We start from the raw sequence: 21,239 nt of genomic DNA, 5'->3' as shown, positions 1-21,239 counted from the left end.
CCCTTTAAAAGCTATCAGGTCATGGTCTGAGCATGAAGACAAAAAGACGGCCAATCAGATTTATACTCACATCACAAAAAGTATGGAACAAGCAACTATCTACTCTTTAGCTACAGTTGCATAAAATCAAAAGTAAAAGCTTTACCCTCTATACAAAAAAGCCTATCACACAAGCTCTAAAGCTGGATATGATAGGTTTTTATATTTTTCTTAACGTACTGTGCGGATACGCATTGTGTTTGTGCGAACGGCTTCTCCTACTGGCACACCAGCAACGATAACGATATCATCGCCTGACTCAACGAGACCTGCTTCTACCGCTTTACGTTCAGCGATTTCGAACATATCGTCAGTTGAAGATGGAGCATCTGTCAACATTGGGATAACACCCCAGTTCAACATCAATCCACGTTCTGTCAATTCATCAAATGTCAATGCCAAGATGTCAGCATTTGGACGGTATTTAGAGATCAAACGTGCAGTGTGACCTGTCTTAGTAAGAGTTACAACCAATTTAATGTCCATTGAGTTAGTCGCATCTTTAACAGCAGAAGCCATTACTTCTGTCTTAGAGTTACGCTCAAATGAATCTGAATCAAGACGTCCATATTCATTAAGAAGAGTTTGAGCGTTCTTGTCGATTGTAGCCATTGTAGTTACTGACTCGAGTGGGTATTTACCGTTTGCAGACTCACCTGATAGCATTGTAGCGTCAGTTCCGTCGATAACAGCGTTGAATACGTCTGATACTTCTGAACGAGTTGCACGTGGTTTTTCAGTCATTGTTTCAAGCATGTTTGTTGCAGTGATAACAACCTTACCTGCAGCATTGACTTTCTTGATAATCATTTTTTGGTAAACTGGAACCATTTCGAATGGTACTTCGATACCCATGTCACCACGAGCGATCATGATACCATCAGCTGCTTCGATGATTTCATCCAAGTTATCGATACCTTGTTGGTTTTCGATTTTAGCGAACAATTGAACATGTCCGTTTCCAGTTTCTTCACAGATTGCACGAACTTCGTTCACGTCTTTTGCAGTACGTACGAATGAAATCGCGATGAAGTTGATACCTTGTTCAAGACCGAAACGGATATCGTCGTTATCGCGTTCAGCAAGAGCTGGGAAAGGAATTTTAGTGTTAGGGATGTTCACACCTTTTTGTTTAGCAATTACGCCGTCATTTTCAACTTCAACTTCAAACTCACGAGTTGCATCATCTTTAGCAACCACACGAAGACCAAGTTTACCATCGTCAACCAAAACTTGACGACCAACTTCAACATCATCATAGATATCAAGAGCACCAGCAACGTTTAATGCAATCACTTCACGAGTTGATTTGATTCCTTGTTTAGTTGCAACACGGATTTTTTCACCAGTTTTGTATGAATACTCTTTAGCTTCACCTTCGAACAATTCTGTACGGATTTCTGGTCCTTTTGTATCAAGAAGGAAACCAACTTTTTTACCTGCAAGTTTTTCTGCAAGTTTAACAGTTGCCATACGCTCACCTTGTTCTTGGTGGTCACCGTGTGAGAAGTTGAAACGGAATGTGTTAGCACCAGCTTCAATCAATTTAGCAATGTTTTTAGCTGAAGCTTCAACATCAAGTTTTTCACCCCAGTATCCGTCATCACCGAATTTTTTACCACCACGGATTTCTACCGCAGGACCCAAAGTTGCAACGATTTTTACACGTTTGTTCATGATTTTTTGTGACTCCTTTATATATATGACCTTTTGGTCTTATTAACTAAATTATGAATTATGACAAGCAATTGTTCAATTGTGACAGTTCAAGATCAGCTTTGTGTGGATTATTTACAATAATCTTACCGTCTGCTGCCAAACTAAATAATGCTCCTTCTTCTGCAGTACCAAGAATTGGATTTTCAACCATTTTTTCGTTACGAATACCTACTGCAACACCACCGATACCTTTTTTAAGAAGTTTAACGGCATGGGCACCCATACGTGACGCTAATACACGGTCACGCGCAGTTGGAGAACCACCACGTTGAATATGTCCAAGTTCTGTCACACGAAGATCGGTCGTATCTCCAGCTTCTTTTAGTTTTTGAGCAAATTCATCTGCTGACATAACACCTTCTGCCAAAACGATGATATTGTGTCTTTTACCACATTCATAGCCAGCTCTGATACTTGCTACGATATCTTCAATTTTGAAGTCTTCTTCAGGGATGATAATTTCATCAGCACCAGTTGCGATACCAGCCCAAAGAGCGATATCACCAGCGTTACGCCCCATAACTTCGATGACAAAAGTACGACGGTGACTTAATGATGTATCACGAATCTTATCGATAGCGTCCATAGCAGTCGTAACCGCTGTGTCAAAACCGATTGTGAAGTCAGTACCAACGATATCGTTATCAATTGTACCTGGAAGACCGATAGCTGGGAAACCATGCTCAGTCAAACGCATAGCGCCGTGGTAAGAACCGTCACCACCGATAACAACTACACCTTCAATGCCGTGTTTTTTCAATTGCTCAATCCCTTTAAGTTGCCCTTCAAGTTGAGCGAACTCTGGGTAACGAGCTGAGTGAAGGAAGGTACCACCACGAGAAATGATGTTTCCTACTGAAGCCGCATTTAAGGGATGAATTTCACCGGCAACCATACCAGCATATCCGTCATAGATACCAAACACTTCCATTCCTTCTGAAATTGCTTGACGAACAACTGCACGGATAGCAGCGTTCATACCAGGGGCGTCTCCACCACTAGTCAAAACAGCAATACGTTTCATATTGGTTATGCTCCTTTTTCTTTTAACATTCTTATTGATTATACCACATTTGATTTTAAAATTCTTCTATTTTCCGTATTTTTAGCGATAAATCGTTTTCATAACGATTTCATTCAATTTCGCTTCTAATTCATTGGATTTAGCTACAAAATGATGAGGGGAAACGATTGTTTTCTGTTCTTCTTCATACCTGATGATGACTGGGATTGGGCCTTTATACTGGTCTAAAATACGTGAAATTTCTTGATCCGAATCATGATTCTTCACCTGTATCCAAAAGCGTTCAGCAACTGCTTCTCTTATTTCTTGTGCAATCATTTGCAGACGACCATCACGTGACTGGATTTTTCCTTTTATATAGTAGAAGGCTCCCTCTTTTATTTCCTGCCCAATCTGATGATATAAGTCTGAAAAGAGAGTGACATCCAATTTTTTCTTACTGTCATCTACCTGTAAGAAAGCCATGTTTTCGCCCTTTTTGGTACGAATTACTTTTATTTTCTGAACTTCAACCAAAATAATAGCGTAGCTATTTTCTGACAAATTCCCAATTGGGGTAATCGGGTAAATAGCTTTACTTGCGATAGTTTGTAGGGGATGTTTGCTGACACCTATCCCTAAAAGCTCTTGTTCCATATAGAATTTTTCTTGATCTGTCCAATCTTCCGATTCCTGCCAACTATAAATAGTATCTCCAAACAAACTTCCTAACTCTTTCACAAATTCAAATAGATTAACTAAATTATTGAATACTTTTTGACGATTTCTTTCAAATGAATCGAAAAGACCAACTTTTACCAAAGGTTCTAGCAGAGGAAGTTTCAGATAATTATCAGGTAATTTAGCTATAAAATCTTCAATGTTAGAATAAGGTCTATTTTCAAGAATCCAAAGTGCCAAATCCTTGCTGACTCCCTTAATCGATTTCAAACCTAGATAGATAGACTTGTTGGCAATTTTATCGTGATAGGGAATAGTATTGATGGACAGAGGCGCCACTTCAAAACCTGCTTCAAGTGCATCTATTAAGTAATCACTGTTGGCAGAATTCAACATGACCTGATAAAAAATGGCTGGATAATGCGTTTTGAAATAAGCCAACTGGAAGGCCAAGGCTGAGTAGGCATAGGCATGTGACCTGTTAAATCCATAACCTGCAAACTTCTCCATAACATCAAAAACCTGCTCTGCTTTTTCCGCAGTATGACCAGCTTCTATGGAGCCTTGAATAAAGGAAGCCCTCATCTCATGCATAGCAGAGGCATCCTTTTTCCCCATAGCTCGACGCAAAATATCAGCCTTCCCAAGACTAAATCCAGCAAAACGCTGAGCAACCTGCATAACCTGCTCCTGATAGAGCATAATTCCGTAAGTTGGAGCCAAAATATCCTCCAGTACTGGATCCAGAACAGTCACTTCTTCCTGCCCATGCTTTCTTGCTACAAAATTATTGATGTAGTCACTAGCACCTGGTCTATTTAGGGAAGTAGTTGCTACGACATCTTCAAAACAGACTGGTTGCACACGTTTGAGCAAGCGAATGGCACCAGGTTGTTCAAATTGAAAGATACCTTTTGTATTGCCAGAGGCAAATAGAGCTAGCGTTTCTTTATCTTCTAAATCGATTTCTTCAATTTTAAGGTGAATCCCTTCTGTTTCAGCAAGCAACTCTTGCATCTTCTGGACAAAGGTCAAATTTCGTAGTCCCAGAAAATCCATCTTCAAAAGCCCACTAGCTTCAACTCCATGAGCATCATATTGAGTCAGTGGAATTTCGTCACCATGCTTTAGAGGGATGTAATTGGTCAAATCTTGGTCACTGATCACAACACCAGCCGCATGTACAGAGGTTTGTCTTGGATATCCCTCAATCTTGCAGGCAATTTCAAAGGCTTTTTGGTATTCTAACTTACTATTGATTTGCTGACGAAACTGGAGGTTACCCTCATAAGCCGACTTGAGATTGTCACGAAAACTGATTTTCTTGGTAATTGCAGATAATTCATACTCTGGAACACCAAAGCGTTTCAAGACATCACGCAGAGCTTGCTTGGCACCAAAGGTAGAAAAAGTAACGATCTGAGCCGCATGCTTACTGCCGTATTTATTGCCAACATACCTGATAAAATCTGGACGATAAATATCTGGGATATCAATATCAATATCAGGCATGGTATAGCGTTCACGATTGAGAAAGCGTTCAAAAATCAGATTTTTCTCTACTGGGTCAATCCCTGTAATGTTTAAAGCATAGGAAACCAAACTACCAACAGCTGAACCCCGTCCCATTCCCATATAGTAGCCATTCAATCGTCCAAAACGCAGCAAATCCCAGACAACCAAGAAATAATCATCAAAGCCCATATCATGAATAACAGCCAATTCTTGGTCTAGACGGTCTTGATATTCTTTACTAGAAAACCCCTTCTGAGCAAGTCCCAGTTCAGCACGCTCTCTCAACTCTTCTACTGCTGGTCTAGCTGGATTAAAACGAGGCAGTTTCAAACTAGTATCCAAATCGTAAGAAATACCTGAAATAAGCTTTTCTAAGTTTTCCAAGGCTTGAGGAAAACGTTCTTGGAATAATTTCTCTAAAGAACTTGCTGATATAAGGACATCTTGTCGTGAGCGCAAGGGAACTTCTCTGAGCGGTAGGTTTTCTTTAATCGCTGTTAAAACTTGAAGAACTTCTCTATCCCTGCTTTCAAAAGCGTTGACCCGATAAAGAGGCAAAATAGGATGATGAAATTCGCTTGTCAGTGTTTCTGGATAAACTCCAATATAGTAATCACAGCCTAGTTCTAACGACTCCAGTCCATCAAAATAAGGCATAATGACCGCAATATCCTCCAGATACTGGGACAGGACTGACCAACTTTTCTCACCCTGCATCTTGGCTGTTGAAAGCTTCATCAACTGCTGATAGCCCACACTAGATAGAGCTAAAAAGCGCAAATTCACTTCCTGCTCATCCACAAATACAGTCATTTCAAGCCCTAGTAAAGGATGAATACCGTATTTTTTTGTAATCTCTAGAAAGTCGAAAGCACCGTAAAGATTATCAATATCCATCATGGCCAGATGAGTGTAGCCGTATTCTTTAGCTGCTCTCACATACTTGTCAATCGAAATGACGCTCTCCATAAAACTATAGACTGTTTTTGTATCTAGTTGTGCGATCAATTTACACTTCTCCTCTATCCTTCTCACTATATTATACCATTTTCACCTATAAAAGGCTTCTCTTGAGAAAAATTTCATCAGCTTACTAATTTACTTTCTATCCATTTGTATTTTTGTCATCATTTTTTATATTTATACTATATTATATACAAAATAGAAAACATATAATATAAATCTCCTAGAATTTTTATATTATACCTATTATGTCTATTATTACACTGTTCTCTATATTGAATTTAGCACTTTATTCATTTTTATTGGATTATTTCCTTTTACAGTTAACAATTCCCTTTCTGCTTTTTTTTTGATATAATAACCTTAACTATCATTCTATATGGAGGTTCTATGCGTTTTAATCAATATAGTTATATCACTTTCCCAAAAGAAAATATCTTATCTGAACTAAAAAAATGTGGCTTTAATTTACAAAACACAGCCAATCCCAAGGAATTACTGGAAACTTTTTTACGTCGCTTTTTTTTCACTTATGAGAACACCGACTATCCACTCTCCTGCTTAGCTATAGATAAAGAAACTAACATATTAACTTTTTTCAAATCTGACAAAGACTTGACAGCAGATATTTTTTATACTGTCGCCTTTCAACTTTTAGGCTTTTCTTATTTGATTGACTTCGAAGACAGTGAAGCTTTTCGTAAAGAGACTGGATTTCCTATTGTATACGGTGACTTGATTGAAAATCTCTATCAGTTACTCAATACTCGCACCAAAAAAGGGAATACCCTGATTGATCAACTGGTAAGCGACAGTCTTATCCCTGAGGATAATGACTATCACTACTTTAACGGCAAGAGTTTGGCTACTTTTTCTAGCCATGATGTCATTCGTGAAGTCGTTTACGTTGAGTCTCGTGTCGATACCGACCAAAAAGGTCTACCAGACTTAGTCAAGGTTAGCATTATTCGTCCTCGTTTTGATGGAAAAATCCCTGCCATCATGACAGCCAGTCCCTATCATCAGGGAACAAATGACAAGGCAAGCGATAAGGCTCTCTACAAGATGGAGGGCGAGCTTGAGGTTAAACCTGCTCATAAGATTGAACTAGAGGAACCTCAACTCAATCTCGTCCAACCTCAAGGCCAAGCTGAGCTTGTGTCAGAAGCTGAGGAAAAGCTAAGTCACATCAACTCTAGCTATACACTCAACGACTACTTCCTCCCACGAGGTTTTGCCAATCTCTATGTTTCAGGTGTTGGTACCAGAGACTCTACTGGTTTCATGACTAATGGCGACTACCAGCAAATCGAGGCTTATAAAAATGTCATTGATTGGCTTAATGGTCGTTGCCGTGCCTTTACCGACCACACGCGCCAGCGTCAAGTCAAGGCTGATTGGTCAAATGGAAAAGTAGCCACAACTGGACTTTCCTATCTAGGTACCATGTCCAATGGTCTTGCGACTACAGGTGTAGATGGTTTAGAGGTTATCATTGCCGAGGCAGGCATTTCTTCGTGGTACAACTACTACCGTGAAAACGGTCTGGTAACTAGTCCAGGTGGTTATCCAGGTGAGGACTTTGACTCCCTTGCTGAGTTAACCTATTCTCGTAATCTCTTGGCTGGCGACTATATCCGTGGCAATGAAGTTCACCAAGCTGACTTAGAAAAAGTAAAAGAGCAACTGGATCGCAAGACCGGCGACTATAACCAGTTTTGGCATGATCGCAACTATCTGCTCAATGCCCATAATGTAAAAGCAGAGGTTGTCTTTACTCACGGTTCACAGGATTGGAATGTCAAACCACTTCATGTTTACCAGATGTTCCATGCTCTTCCTGCACATATCAACAAGCATCTCTTTTTCCATAATGGTGCCCATGTTTACATGAACAATTGGCAATCAATTGACTTCCGTGAATCCATGAATGCCTTATTAACCAAGAAATTATTGGAACAAGAAACAGATTTTCAGCTTCCGACCATTATCTGGCAGGACAATACCGCTCCTCAGACTTGGTTATCACTTGATACCTTCGGTGAGCAAGATAACTTTGAAACCTTCTCACTTGGTCAAGAAGAGCAAGTTATTCAAAACCAGTACTCAGATAAGGATTTTGAGCGCTATGGTAAAACCTACCAGACCTTCAATACGGAACTCTATCAAGGGAAAGTCAATCAGATTACTATTGACCTTCCTGTGACCAAAGATCTTCACTTGAACGGTCGAGCTCAACTCAATCTTCGGATCAAATCCAGCACAAACAAGGGGCTCTTATCTGCTCAACTACTGGAATTTGGACAGAAGAAATATCTACAACCTTATCCTGCTGTTTTAGGTGCTAGAACCATTGATAATGGACGCTACTACATGTTGGAAAATCTCTGTGAATTACCATTTAGGCCAGATGCACAACGAGTCGTGACAAAAGGCTACCTTAATTTACAAAATAGAACTGATCTACTGTTAGTAGAGGATATTACTGCAGATGAATGGATGGATGTGCAATTTGAACTGCAACCTACTATTTATAAGCTAAAAGAAGGAGATACTCTTCGTTTAGTCCTCTATACGACTGACTTTGAAATCACCATCCGTGACAATACCTCTTACCACTTGACTGTCGACCTCGCTCAGTCCACGCTTACCATACCTTGCTAAAAGGAGTTACATTATTATGAATAAATCAGAACACCGCCACCAACTCATACGCGCTCTTGTCGCAAAAAACAAGATTCATACACAGGCTGAATTGCAGTCCCTCCTGGCTGATAACGACATTCAAGTTACCCAGGCAACTCTCTCACGAGACATCAAAAATATGAACCTGTCAAAAGTCCGAGAAGAGGATAACTCTTACTACGTGCTTAATACAGGTTCTATCTCAAAATGGGAAAAACGTTTGGAAAACTATATGGAAGATGCCCTCATCATGTTGCGACCTATTCAGCACCAAGTCCTACTCAAAACTCTTCCTGGTCTAGCACAATCGTTCGCTACAATTATTGATGCTCTTGATTTCCAATATATTATCGCAACCCTTTGTGGTGATGATGTTTGCCTTATCATCTGTGAAGATACAGATGCTGCTCAAAAGTGCTTTGAAGAACTGAAAAAATTCGCCCCACCATTTTTCTTTGGTGAATAAACAGAAAGAGAAATCTATCTCGTACTCAAATACAAAAGCTCCCCCTGTAGTTTCTAGNNCTAGAAACTACAGGGGGAGTCTGCATATATCTAAAAGAAATTCTAAACCTGTTTCAGCTTGATATAGTGTTTGAATAAAATGTGAACAAATTTATTAGGGAATTCAAATCAATTTCATGCTTTAAAAGTCGTTTCGTACTATTTTAGATTCAATTAATTATACATCATAGATAAACCGCTTCAAAAATCTCTTCAAATCACGTCAGGTTCACATTTCCGTATAAGAGAGAGAAATTTATTGTTGTAAAACTTTTCTTGGCTTGGTGCCTTCAGCTGGACCAATGACTCCTGCCATTTCAAGTTCTTCCATAAGCCGGGTCGCACGGTTAAATCCAACTGATAAACGACGCTGAATCATAGATGCGCTGGCTTTCTGCGTCTCGATGACTAAAGCCTTGGCTTCTTCAAAAAGCGGATCCCCACCAGATTCACCATCTGAAAATTCTCCTTCATTTTCAGAAACCTCACCTGGATCAAAACTCTCATCGTAGTCCGCATCTGCCTGAGCCTTGATAAAGTTTACGATACGTTCGACATCGTCATCCGAGATAAAGGAGCCTTGAAGACGAACTGGATGATTTTCATCAATCGGTTTAAAGAGCATGTCTCCTCGACCAAGCAGTTTTTCTGCTCCATTTTCATCCAAAATCGTACGGGAGTCTGTCCCTGATGAAACCGCAAATGCGACACGAGATGGGACATTGGCCTTGATCAAACCAGATATGACATCAACGGATGGACGCTGGGTTGCAAGAATCATGTGGATACCGGCAGCACGTGCCTTCTGTCCGAGACGAATGATAGCGTCTTCCACTTCCTTGCTGGCAACCATCATGAGGTCAGCCAACTCATCCACAATCACGACAATGAGCGGTAGCGGAACCTGCTTGTACTCAGACTGGGCATTGAACTCTTCTACCTTGGCATTAAAGCCTGCAATGTTCCGAACTCCCACCTTGGCAAAGAGTTCATAACGATTTTCCATCTCATCCACGACCTTTTGCAAAGCCTTGCTGGCCTTACGTGGATTGGTCACGACTGGAATCAAGAGGTGGGGAATATCATTGTAAACAGACAATTCAACCATCTTGGGATCGACCATCATAAATTTAACTTGGTCAGGTCTCGCCTTCATGAGGATGCTAGCGATAATGCCGTTAACAGCTACTGACTTCCCAGAACCCGTTGAACCTGCAACTAGCAAGTGGGGCATTTTGGAAAGGTCAAAAGCTCTTGCAGTGCCATTAACCGCCTTTCCTAGAGGAATTTCCAAGAGATTTTCTGCTTTCGTTTGCGATTGTTCCCATAGTTCTCGGAAAGAAACTGTCGCAATCTCAGAGTTTGGTACCTCAATTCCCACTAAAGATTTCCCAGGAATTGGTGCTTCGATTCGGACATCCTTGGCTGCCAAGGCTAGAGCGAGATCATCTGCTAGATTGGAAATTCGGTTGACCCGTACTCCCACTGCTGGCTTGACTTCATACTTGGTCACTGATGGCCCAATTTCAGCCCGTTCAACTGTTACCTTAATACCAAAGCTAGCAAAGGTTTCTTCTAGAATTTTGATATTTTCCCGAACGATTTTCTTCTCTTTAGACTGGTCTTTGGGTTTATCTGGGGCAAAGAGTTGTAAGCTTGGAAGTTTGTATTCGAGGGCTTCCTTGGCTGAAAAATCGACCTGAACATCTTCATCGTCAGAGCCATCTTCCTGTTCAGGGAATTCAAGTTCAGCTTGAGGCAGGACGATTTCTGGTTCCACCCACTCTTCTTCTGGAACAGGAGGAATGTCAAGCATAACATCATCAATCAGAATTTCACCCGTTTCCATATCAACAGGAGGCAAATCGAGTAAGGCTTTTTCAGCCTTTTCTTGTTCTAATCTAGCCTCTTCCTCAGCCTTTTGGCGAGCTTTTTCTTCTTGTTTGACAAAGCGTTCCTCTTTTCGACGCTCATGCCCTTCCCACCATTTGGCAAAGCCTCTACTGAAAAATTCAGCAATATCGTAAACAGACCAAGGACTGACTAGGAGGGCACCCACTAAAATCAAGATTGAACCAATAAAGTAAGTGCCGATATTTGAAAAGAGAAAGGCGGTTGGAATATAAAGAGCGACCCCAATCAAGCCCCCTCCAGCAAAACTGGTCGTTCGAAAACCAGTCAAATCCGTCACAACCTGAGCCATGGTCCCTTTTAATACCGACTTATCCAAACCATATTTCCAAACCAAGTAGGCCTCAAAAATCAAGAGCAAGCCAGCAAATATGGTGAAAAAGCCTGATAGGAGTCCTTCCTGTTTTCGTATCCACTTGAAAAAGAAGAGGTAGAGCAGGATACCAAATATTGCCAGATAAGCTAGGCTACCCACCAGCAAGCGAATTAAATTGTAAAGAGTTATACCCGCAGCCCCTAATTTAAAAGCTGCAAAAACCAATAAAATCGCGATTCCTAATGAAATCAACATTCGTTGAATCGCTTCTTTTCTTTCGAGTTCTGCTTTAGACGGTCTCCGTCTTGTTTTACTTGTATTCTTGTTTGCCATTCTTCTATTATACCATATTTCACAGGCATTTCGGAAAGAGAAAAAGACTGCACCAAACGGTCCAATCTTTTCATTTTTCTATTTTTTATGCTTGGGGTTTGCGTAGGTAACCATAGACTACACCACTTACGATTGCTCCTACCAAGACAGAAACGAGGTAAAGGAGAGCATTTGAAGTAAGGGCAATAACGAAGATTCCTCCGTGTGGCGCCATGAGTTTGATACCAGTAAGACCAACGAGGCCACCTGCTACTGCTGAACCAAGGATGAAACTTGGAATCGCACGAGCTGGGTCAGCGGCACCAAATGGAATCGCTCCCTCAGTGATAAATGACAAGCCCATGATGATGTTTGTCAAACCAGAGTTACGTTCTTCCTTAGTAAATTTATCTTTGAAAAGAAGAGTTGCGACAAAGATGGCAAGTGGCGGCACCATTCCTCCAGCCATAACTGCTGCCATGGCTACAGAACCACCTGAAGAAACAGTTGCTGCAAGCGTACCTGTACCAAATACATAGGCAGCTTTGTTAACTGGTCCACCCATGTCAACAGCCATCATTCCACCAAGGACGATACCAAGGAGAACAGCTGAACCTCCACCAAGACCGCCTAGGAAGTCATTCATAGCAGTGTTGATTGCTGCCATTGGGATATTCACAGCTAGCATGACAAATCCTGTCAAGATTGTTCCAAGAAGTGGTAAGAGAAGAATTGATTTAGCACCTTCAAGTGAACGAGGAACTTTAACGTATTTCTTGATAGCAAGAACCAAAGCACCTGCGATAAATCCACCCACAAGGGCACCTAGGAAACCAGATGAGACACCTGCAAGAGTTGAAGTTGCTTCACCACCTGCGGCATAAGGAATTTTACCAAAGGCAAAACCTTCTTTGGCAATAGCACCAGCCACGAAACCTGCTACCAAACCTGGTTTTTCAGCGATAGAGTAGGCAACATAACCTGCAAAGACTGGAAGCATCAAACCAAAGGCAGCTCCACCAATTTTCATGAACATAGAAGCTAGTTCATGATAGGAACCAAGATTACCAAGATTTTCATTTGGAACACCCAAAGCACCGTCAATCAAGAAGGCAAGGGCAATCATGATACCACCACCGATAACGAATGGTAACATTTGAGAAACACCACTCATCAAGTGTTTGTAGAAGGCACCACCAAGGCTTTGTTTTTCGTTAGAGGCTGTTGCAGCTTTTGCACCATTATCGGCACGGTAGACTTCAGCATCTCCTGAAAGAGCCAAGTTAATTAACTCTTCTGTCTTACGGATACCGTCAGCAACTGGACGATTGATCAATGGTTTGCCATCGAAACGATCCATTTCAACGGCCTTGTCTGCTGCGATGATAACAGCTTTAGCCTTGCGGATATCTTCTACAGTTAGTTGATTTCCAACACCACTAGCACCGTTGGTTTCGACCTTAATTCCAACACCCATTTCAGCAGCCACTTTTTGAAGAGCTTCTTGGGCCATGTAAGTGTGGGCAATACCTGTTGTACAAGCTGTAACAGCTACGATAAAGTCACCAGTTTCATTGGCAGGCGCTTGAACAGGCTCTTCAGTTTTTTCTGAAGCTTGGTCAAAAAGTTCAATGACTTGGTCAGCTGATGTTGCTTGACGAAGTTTGTCAGCAAAACCGTCTTTCATCAAGTATTGAGACAATTCTGCCAAGGCTGCCAAGTGGGTATCATTGGCACCTTCTGGAGCTGCAATCATAAAAAAGAGGTCGGTTGGTTGCCCATCTAAACTTTCGTAATTAACACCCTTGTTTGACTTAGCAAAGAGAACTGTCGCTTCTTTGACAGCAGCGTTTTTGCTGTGAGGCATTGCGATACCATCTCCTAAACCAGTAGAAGTCAAGGCTTCACGCGCCAAAATGCCTTCTTTAAAGGTTTCAAAATCTGTCACATAACCGTGCTCTGTCAAACTTTTAATCATCTCTTCAATGACAGCTGTTTTTTCAGTTGCCTGCAAATCCAGCAACATAACATCTTTTCTCAATAGGTCTTGAATTTTCATCGTTTTTCTACCTCAACTTTTTCATATGTTTCTTTAATAAATTCTGCTGTTGCCAAATCATCTGAGAAGGTGGTTGCCGTTCCGCAAGCCACTCCCCATTTGAAGGATTCTACTGCGTCTTTTGATTTGACAAATTCACCTGTGAATCCGGCAACCATAGAATCACCAGCTCCGACTGAATTTTTGACTGTCCCTTTGATTGGTTTAGCGAAGTAAGCTCCCTCAGATGTGACAAGAAGGGCACCGTCCCCAGCCATAGAGATAATAACGTTTTGAGCACCTTTAGCCAGCAATTCTCGAGCATATTTTTCAATTTCATCTAAACTATCGAGTTCAACCCCAAAAATAGCTCCAAGTTCATGATTGTTTGGTTTGACCAAAAGTGGCTGGTGTTCCAAACTATCAATCAAGGTCTGTCCTTCAAAGTCACAAGCCACTTGCGCACCCGTTTGACGCGTCAAGGCAATCAAATTCTTATAGATGACATTGCCTAGATTTTTAGCACTTGAACCCGCAAACACAACCGTATCTTCTGCTGTCAGACTAGATAAAATAGCTTTCAATTCTTCTAGCTGAGCTGGTTCCACATTTGGACCCGTTCCGTTGATTTCTGTTTCTTGGTCTGCTTTGATTTTAACATTGATACGAGTATCTTCTGCCACTTGGACAAAACGTGTCTCGATTTCTTCATCAGCCAAAGTATCTGTGATAAATTTACCAGTAAAGCCACCGATAAATCCAGTCGCTGTATTTGGAATACCCAAGCGTTTCAAGACACGACTGACATTGATTCCTTTCCCACCAGCAAACTTATCATCACTGTCCATACGATTGACACTACCGACTTGGACTTGGTCCAAACGAACGATATAGTCAATGGATGGATTGAGTGTGACTGTATAAATCATACTTCTATTACCTCCGTTTTCTCCTTAATAACCTGCAAGAGATCATGCCCTTGACTTGTGATAACAATAGCGCGTTTGAGTGGTGCTACCTTGGCAAAGCAAGTTTGTCCAATCTTAGACGAATCCACCAAGACATAGGTCTGTTTGGCATTCTCTAAAATAGCACGCTTCACAGCTCCCTCCTCCATATCAGGAGTCGTATAATAGCCATCGTCCACACCATTCATCCCGATAAAGGCACGGTCAAAGTGCAATTGGTTAATCTGGTTAAGAGCAACGCCCCCGATGCTAGCATCTGTCGCCATCTTGACACTTCCTCCAACCATGACCGTTGGAATCTGCTTTTCAACCAACTGAGCAGCATGGTGAATGGAGTTGGTCACGACTGTAACATTCTTATTGACCAATTCATGAATCAAAAAGGCTGTCGTTGTTCCAGCATCGATAAAGATGACATCTTGTTCCTTGATAAGAGAGGCCGCCTTCTGAGCAAGTAACTTCTTCTCTTGAAGGTTTTTGACAGATTTTTCTTGAATGGTTTCTTCTTCCTGCAAGGAGTGGGGTAATTCTGCTCCACCATGCACGCGACGAAGCTTGTTTTCTGCTTCCAACTCATCTAAGTCTCTTCGAACCGTTGATTCTGAGGTCTCTAGCAAACTAACTAATTTTTCTAGAGAAACTACATGATGTTGATTTAACTCCTCTAAAATCAGTTGTTTACGTTCTGTTTTTAACACCGAATCACCTCCTGTTATCGTTTACACTATTCATTCTATCACACTTTCTTTCAAAGTCAAGCGTTTTTTATCATTTTCTATCAAATTCTATCATTTTTCTTATTTTCAGAATTTTTATTGCAAGATAAGTATCTTTATGGTAAACTATTTGAGTAAGTATTGGAAGATTACTCAAGAGGCTTAAGAGGCCGTGTTGGAAACGCGGTAGGCGTGTAACAGCGTGCGTGGGTTCGAATCCCATGTCTTCCGTTTATTTTAAAAAAGATACCCAAGAAATCTTGGGTATCTTTTTTCTTATATGCTTGTTTTATAACTCGGGTGAATTTCTTAGAAAATATCAAATAACAATTTCACATTGAGAATTGTTAAGATAATGGAAACAATATAACCAAGGATGGTATTCCATTTAGCATTGGTAAATTCGCCCATCAGTGATTTCTTAGAAGTTAAATAAATCAAAGGGAAGATTGAAAACGGAAGAGCGATTGAAAGAAAGACCTGTGAATAGACCAATAACTGATCCAAGGTTTTTTCCTGATGACCAAACAGAACTGCAACTATCATGACAGGTAGCAAGGCAAAGAGGCGAGTCGCCAAACGAATGAACCATTGAGGCAATCTCATATGCAAGAAACCTTCCATAACGATTTGTCCAGTCAAGGTACCCGTAATTGTCGAATTCTGACCACTGGCTAATAAAGCCAAGGCAAACAAGGTTGATAAGGTCGAGCTAGCTATAGCTCCTGCAATAGTAGAATCCTGCAAGGCATTATACATTTGAGAGAAGGCAGAAATCTCGGATGCATGGCCGAAAAAGAGAGCCGCTCCTAAGATCAAAAGAAGGGAGTTAACGACAAAGGCCAAGGATAACTCGAGATTAGAATCCCAGGTCATAAAGCGTACGGCTTTTCGAACATCATTTTTGTCCTTGTGATTGATTTTACGAGTCTGTGACAAGGATGAATGCAAATAGAGGTTATGAGGCATAACAGTTGCTCCCACGATCCCTAGTGCCAAGGTTAATTGACTTTCATGCCCTGGCAAAGGACTTTTAAATAAGGTTGCATTCGGTAGATAACCCTCAACGATTCCTTGGAAGCTTGGATGTGACAAGGCTACAAGATAGGTAAAAATTGCTAGAATGGTTAAAATCAGTGTTGTCACAATAGCTTCAATCTTCTTAAAGCCAAATTTCATCAGAAGCAATAAGAGAAAAACATCCAACACGGTCAAGAGGATGGCTATCATAATCGGAATCTTAAAGAGAAGATTGAGAGCAATCGCTGAACCTAGAACTTCTGCCAGATCTGTCGCCATCAAGGCTAATTCTAAAATCACCCATAGACTATAACGAAGCCATTTAGGTGAATGATGAGCCGTTGCTTGAGCCAGGTCCATCTGGGTTACAATACCAAGCTTTCCTGCCATCTGCTGAAGTTGCATGGCAATGAGAGATGAAATCAAGATAACAAACAAGAGACTATACTTATAGGAAGCACCACCGACTACACTGGTAATCCAGTTTCCTGGATCCATATAACCAACTGCGACAAGAGCACCCGGACCTAAAAAGGCCTTTAAATTTTGCCAGAAATGATTGTTATTTGGAGTATCGATAGATTGATTAATCTCAGAGAGTGACACTTTTTTATGAGAAGACATAGATACTTACCTCTTTCTAAACCTACTTTTTCATTATTTTCTATTAGAGAAAAATAAGATTGACTTTAAACTATTAAAACAATGAAAACTATATGAAAAACATTTAGTTTTTTCATTATTTTTCTTAAGGCACCTTAATTATAACAGAAAATATGATAAAAACTTAAGAAAATTCAGGACTTGATTTAATATTTAGGATACAACAAAATGTTGTATCTTTTTTTGCAAAAGAATACCAAGGAATAAAATAAAAAACGTTGTAAAATGTACTGACCCTTTTCACCTTGTTAAAACACCATTGATCTTAACTCATCACTTACCTCTTAAAAAATCTTTAGAATTGGCTTAATCCCCTTTATTGTATCGCGTTTGGAGTTTTTTAGGTATAACCTTCGACGCGCACCTTACGTAGGACGACAGACTCATAGCTTTATACATAATAGAACGAGTATCTCCATCTGTAGAGATACTCGTTTTTTGCTATTTTCAAAGTGTTCTTTTTGACCAATCCCATACATCATTTTTATAGTAAATTGAAACTAGAATAGTACATCGTGGATACTAAAACATTTCTAGAAATTAATTTGATTTCCCTAATCAAGTTGCACACATCTTATTTCAAACCACTATATATTCAATGAAAATCAAAGAGCTAACTAGGAAGCTAACCGCAGGTTGCTCAAAGCACCGCTTTGAGGTTGCGGATAAAGCTGACGTGGTTTGAAGAGATTGTCGAAGAGTATTAAGGAGTATAGAATAGTATTTTAACTCCATCCTCTAAAGTGCTCCCAATAAAAGATACTTGAACACTATATTCAGCATATAAGCTTTATGCCCTAAGTCAAAACAATCATTCTTTTCTAATTTATCGTAAATAACTCTAAAATCACAGAATACTGTCAGATGACTTAAAAAATGATTCTTTGGAAAAAGCGAATCGAAACTTGATTTATCACTTTTTATTCCACTATCTTTTTGTCACACATATTGATAAAGTACTGGTGCAAGCGAACATCATCAGTCAATTCTGGATGAAAAGAAGTTACCAACATATTTTTTTCTTGAGCTGCAACGATTTGATTGTCCACTGTTGCTAGAATTTCTACATCTTCTCCAACACTGCTGATAATTGGACCTCGGATAAAGGTCATTGAAATCTGACCGACTCCCTTACATTCTGCTTCCGTGTAGAAACTTCCTAATTGGCGCCCATAGGCATTGCGCTCGACCACCATATCCATAGTTCCTAGATGACTCTCGTCCTGAGAAGTAATTTCCTTAGCCAGCAAAATTAAGCCTGCACAGGTCCCAAAGGCTGGTAAACCAGATAGAATGGCTTCTCGGATAGGAAGCAACATATCCTGGTCTCGTAAGAGCTTGCCCATGGTTGTAGACTCACCACCAGGCAAAATCAAACCCGACATGTCACTCTGAGATTTCTGAAAATCCTCTAAATTTCTGATTTCTACACTCTCAACACCTAATTGATCTAGCACTTTTGCATGTTCTGCAAAGGCCCCTTGCAAGGCCAATATTCCGATTTTCATCTATTTTCCTCGCTCAGCCATGAGAATTTGGATCTCATTTTCATTGATACCAACCATGGCTTCTCCTAAATCTTCAGAGATTTGAGCTAGGATTTGAGGATTTCTGAAATTAGTCACAGCCTTAACAATGGCGCTCGCTCGTTTAACAGGATCTCCTGACTTGAAAATACCTGAACCGACAAATACACCTTCTGCCCCTAATTGCATCATTAACGCCGCATCTGCTGGCGTTGCAACGCCTCCAGCCGCAAAGTTTACAACTGGCAATTTCCCATGTTCATGGACGTATTGAACCAATTCTACAGGGACTTGCAATTCCTTGGCAGCAACATAAAGTTCGTCCTCACGTAGGTTTTGAATACGGCGAATTTCCTGATTCATCATACGCATATGACGAACAGCTTGGACAATATCTCCTGTACCCGGTTCTCCTTTTGTACGAATCATAGAAGCACCTTCAGCGATACGACGCAAGGCTTCACCCAAGTCCTTAGCCCCACATACAAAAGGAACTTGGAATTCTTTTTTGTCCACATGGAAACGGTCGTCAGCTGGAGATAAAACCTCACTCTCATCGATATAGTCAATTTCAATAGCCTCTAAAATTTGAGCTTCCACAAAATGCCCGATTCTGACCTTAGCCATTACTGGAATACTAACCGCTTCTTGGATTTCCTTAATCATCTTTGGATCACTCATGCGGGAAACTCCACCAGCTGCACGAATATCAGCTGGAATCCTCTCCAAGGCCATAACAGCTGCCGCACCAGCAGCCTCTGCAATACGGGCCTGTTCAGGATTTTGAACGTCCATGATAACCCCACCTTTGAGCATCTGCGCCAAGTTTTTATTTAATTCATAACGATTTTCAGTCATTTCTTTATCCTCATTATTTGTATTGGTAGCTACCATTTCATTTTAAGTTAGATTAGAATGAATCACAAGATAAAAAAATCGTAATTGTATGGGTATAGATTATCTAAAAAATTATCTGACCTTAACTTAAGGCCAGATAGCTCATTCATTTTTATTTTTCAGCTGTAAGAGCAGCCATTGTGATGTAGTTGTATGGTTTGTTGAAGTGTGGCAAGAAGAAGAGGTCTGTCAATGCCAATTTATCAATTGTTACATGCTCTTGGATAGCAAGTGAGAACATGTGGATTCCCATACTGATTGCAGAATCGTGTGAAACCATTTGTGCACCAAGAATTTCACGGCTATCTTTGTCAAAGACAATCTTGATTGCTACTTCATGGTTGTCATGTTTCATGAATTCTGGTTTTTGAAGATCGTTAAAGCCTGTTTCAGTCGCATTGTAACCAGCAGCTTTCGCTTTTTCAAGAGTCAAACCAGTTGAAACCATGTGAAGACCGTAGATAGAGATACCGTTTGAACCTTGAACACCGATACCTTCCAATTCATGGCCACAAGCATTGTAGGCACCAACGATACCAGTACGAACAGCATTTGAAGCAAGGGCAATGTAGCTAGTGTCTTTACGAGCGTTGTCATAGACAGTCGCACAGTCACCAACTGCAAATACACCTGGAATTGAAGTTTCTTGTTTCTTATCTACAAGGAAAGCACCGTTGCGGAAGAGTTCAATCTTACCATCAGCAAGTGACGTGTTTGGACGGAAACCAACTGCAAGAACAACCATATCCACATCAAAGCTTTCTTTGTCAGTAATCAAGCGTTCAACTTTACCGTCACCTTCGATTGCTTTAACAGTTTGACCAAGTGCCAAGCGGATATTGTGGTCTTCCAAGTTCTTCGCCATCATTTGTGTGAAGTCTTTGTCATAGTAACCGTTCAAGACAGTATCAACGATGTCAACAAGGACAACCTCTTTTCCAAGACGCTCGAAGGCTTCAGCAAGTTCAACACCGATATAACCACCACCAACAACAGCGATGCGATCTAGGTGTTTGCTCTTGTCAGCAAGTTTTTCGATGACTTCTTCTGCGTTTTGGTACAACTTAACAAATTGAACATTTTCAAGAGTCGCTTTGAATTCGCGGTTACCCTTAACAATTTCAACACCTTCGATCGGTGGCAAGATTGGTGTAGAACCTGTAGCGAAAATCAATTTTTCGTATGATTCTTTGTGCTCTTTTCCTTCAACTTCCGCTGTAACTACTTTGTTATCATAGTCGATTGAAAGAACTGGTGAGTTCATGTAAACCTTAGCACCTTTAGCTTCTAATTTTTCTTTATCAGAATAGAACAAGCCTTCAGCACCGTCAATTTGTTCACCAATCCAAAGAGCCATTCCACATCCTAGGAATGAGATGTTAGAGTTTTGGTCAAATACAACAATTTCGTTCTCATTTCCAAAATTATCCAACATGGTATTGATACATGCTGTACCAGCGTGGTTAGCACCGACTACAACGATTTTACTCATAAAAAATTCCTACCTTCAATTTTAAATTTACCCTTCTAGTATAACATTTACTGTTAGCGTTTACAAGGGTTTTCCTATTATTTCAGCATTTTTTATCAAAAATAATTCCCCATTTATCCTGATTTCAAGCCTCATGAATTTTATGAGCATATTTCTTGACTTTTTCCAAATTTTATTTGTGAAAAGTCTAACTTTATGGTATTCTAATAACGTGAAAATAAAATGTAAGGGCTTCAATTTAGATAATTGCTTGATATTACAACTTATTTTC

13 protein-coding genes and 1 tRNA gene are annotated in these 21,239 nt (G+C 40.4%); 3 read left to right on the top strand and 11 right to left on the bottom strand.

Going from position 1 to position 21,239, the window contains the following annotated elements:
• Positions 1 to 210: 210 nt before the first annotated feature.
• The 3 genes from pyk to HT724_RS03505 form a co-directional block, all read right to left on the bottom strand.
• The gene (gene pyk, locus HT724_RS03515; protein WP_050224194.1) at positions 211 to 1,716 is read right to left on the bottom strand and encodes a pyruvate kinase; all 1,506 of its coding nucleotides are present in this window, start codon (positions 1,714 to 1,716) and stop codon (positions 211 to 213) included.
• A gap of 58 nt (positions 1,717 to 1,774) precedes the next feature.
• Positions 1,775 to 2,782 carry a 6-phosphofructokinase gene (pfkA, locus tag HT724_RS03510; protein ID WP_173276226.1) on the bottom strand — a complete coding sequence of 336 codons (1,008 nt, stop codon included), beginning with the start codon at positions 2,780 to 2,782 and terminating at the stop codon, positions 1,775 to 1,777.
• Positions 2,783 to 2,863: 81 nt separating this feature from the next.
• Positions 2,864 to 5,965 (bottom strand): DNA polymerase III subunit alpha, encoded by a 3,102-nt coding sequence (locus tag HT724_RS03505; protein WP_173276227.1) that lies wholly within the window; start codon positions 5,963 to 5,965, stop codon positions 2,864 to 2,866.
• A gap of 345 nt (positions 5,966 to 6,310) precedes the next feature.
• Between HT724_RS03505 and HT724_RS03500 the strand changes: the two genes are divergently transcribed.
• Together HT724_RS03500 and HT724_RS03495 are read left to right on the top strand one after the other, a co-directional pair.
• Positions 6,311 to 8,584 (top strand): Xaa-Pro dipeptidyl-peptidase, encoded by a 2,274-nt coding sequence (locus HT724_RS03500; RefSeq protein WP_173276228.1) that lies wholly within the window; start codon positions 6,311 to 6,313, stop codon positions 8,582 to 8,584.
• Between the two features lie 16 nt (positions 8,585 to 8,600).
• Positions 8,601 to 9,071, top strand: a complete 471-nt coding sequence (locus HT724_RS03495) for an arginine repressor (protein ID WP_173276229.1) — start codon at positions 8,601 to 8,603, stop codon at positions 9,069 to 9,071.
• Between the two features lie 294 nt (positions 9,072 to 9,365).
• On the opposite strand, the gene HT724_RS03490 is transcribed toward HT724_RS03495, so the two are convergent.
• The 4 genes from HT724_RS03490 to HT724_RS03475 all read right to left on the bottom strand — a co-directional run bounded on the left by HT724_RS03490 (position 9,366) and on the right by HT724_RS03475 (position 15,352).
• The gene (locus tag HT724_RS03490) at positions 9,366 to 11,669 is read right to left on the bottom strand and encodes a DNA translocase FtsK (RefSeq protein WP_345890306.1); all 2,304 of its coding nucleotides are present in this window, start codon (positions 11,667 to 11,669) and stop codon (positions 9,366 to 9,368) included.
• 85 nt (positions 11,670 to 11,754) lie between these two features.
• A complete protein-coding gene (locus tag HT724_RS03485; RefSeq protein WP_173276231.1) occupies positions 11,755 to 13,707 on the bottom strand; it encodes a fructose-specific PTS transporter subunit EIIC in 1,953 nt (650 codons plus the stop codon).
• Complete coding sequence (gene pfkB / locus HT724_RS03480) at positions 13,704 to 14,615, bottom strand: 1-phosphofructokinase (RefSeq protein WP_173276232.1); 912 nt, start codon at positions 14,613 to 14,615, stop codon at positions 13,704 to 13,706. Before pfkB ends, HT724_RS03485 begins: the two co-directional genes overlap by 4 nt.
• Entirely contained in the window at positions 14,612 to 15,352 is a 741-nt protein-coding gene (locus tag HT724_RS03475) for a DeoR/GlpR family DNA-binding transcription regulator (protein WP_173250058.1), read from the bottom strand. Before HT724_RS03475 ends, pfkB begins: the two co-directional genes overlap by 4 nt.
• 161 nt (positions 15,353 to 15,513) lie before the next feature.
• Here HT724_RS03475 and HT724_RS03470 point away from each other — a divergent pair.
• Positions 15,514 to 15,601, top strand: a tRNA-Ser gene (locus tag HT724_RS03470).
• Positions 15,602 to 15,679: 78 nt separating this feature from the next.
• On the opposite strand, the gene HT724_RS03465 is transcribed toward HT724_RS03470, so the two are convergent.
• From HT724_RS03465 to HT724_RS03450, 4 genes are all read right to left on the bottom strand, one after another.
• Positions 15,680 to 17,014 (bottom strand): Nramp family divalent metal transporter, encoded by a 1,335-nt coding sequence (locus HT724_RS03465; protein ID WP_155459215.1) that lies wholly within the window; start codon positions 17,012 to 17,014, stop codon positions 15,680 to 15,682.
• A gap of 959 nt (positions 17,015 to 17,973) precedes the next feature.
• Entirely contained in the window at positions 17,974 to 18,561 is a 588-nt protein-coding gene (gene pdxT / locus HT724_RS03460) for a pyridoxal 5'-phosphate synthase glutaminase subunit PdxT (RefSeq protein ID WP_173276233.1), read from the bottom strand.
• On the bottom strand, positions 18,562 to 19,437 hold the full coding sequence (gene pdxS, locus HT724_RS03455; protein ID WP_000138526.1) for a pyridoxal 5'-phosphate synthase lyase subunit PdxS: 876 nt from the start codon (positions 19,435 to 19,437) through the stop codon (positions 18,562 to 18,564).
• 151 nt (positions 19,438 to 19,588) lie between these two features.
• Complete coding sequence (locus HT724_RS03450) at positions 19,589 to 20,968, bottom strand: FAD-dependent oxidoreductase (protein WP_173276234.1); 1,380 nt, start codon at positions 20,966 to 20,968, stop codon at positions 19,589 to 19,591.
• Between the last annotated feature and the right edge of the window lie 271 nt (positions 20,969 to 21,239).

Source organism: Streptococcus sp. k-402 (genome assembly GCF_013277515.1).
In the GTDB taxonomy this organism is placed as follows: domain Bacteria; phylum Bacillota; class Bacilli; order Lactobacillales; family Streptococcaceae; genus Streptococcus.
The sequence above is the reverse complement of the archived record's forward strand: the minus strand, read 5'-3'. Positions and strand labels throughout refer to the sequence as shown.